The sequence below is a fragment of the Bradyrhizobium sp. DN3 genome, assembly GCF_041357655.1.
Classification (GTDB): Bacteria; Pseudomonadota; Alphaproteobacteria; order Rhizobiales; family Xanthobacteraceae; genus Bradyrhizobium.
Genome location: NZ_JAULLN010000119.1, coordinates 1 through 214, shown reverse-complemented (window position 1 = coordinate 214; position 214 = coordinate 1). Strand labels below are relative to the sequence as shown.

The window sequence follows — 214 nt, the reverse complement described above, 5'->3', positions numbered from 1 at the left end:
CGGTGTCGTGACCGGCGCCGTGGCCGTGCTGCGCGACGTGACCTAGTCGGTGGCCATGGCCGAGCGCATGGCCCACCTGGCGCAGTACGACGCGCTCACCGATCTGCCCAACCGGGTGCTGCTGCAGGACCGCGCCCAGCTGGCCATGGCCCAGGCGCAGCGCGACGGCAGGTCGCTGGCGGTGATGTACCTGGACCTGGACGGCTTCAAGGAG

The 214-nt window shown here is 71.5% G+C and carries 1 protein-coding gene; it reads left to right on the top strand.

Translation table 11 applies throughout. The annotated features are described in order from the left end of the window. Positions 1-55 precede the first annotated feature (55 nt). Positions 56-214, top strand: a 159-nt coding sequence (locus tag AAE027_RS39615; RefSeq protein WP_479714287.1) for a diguanylate cyclase domain-containing protein, incomplete at its 3' end; no start/stop codon positions are given.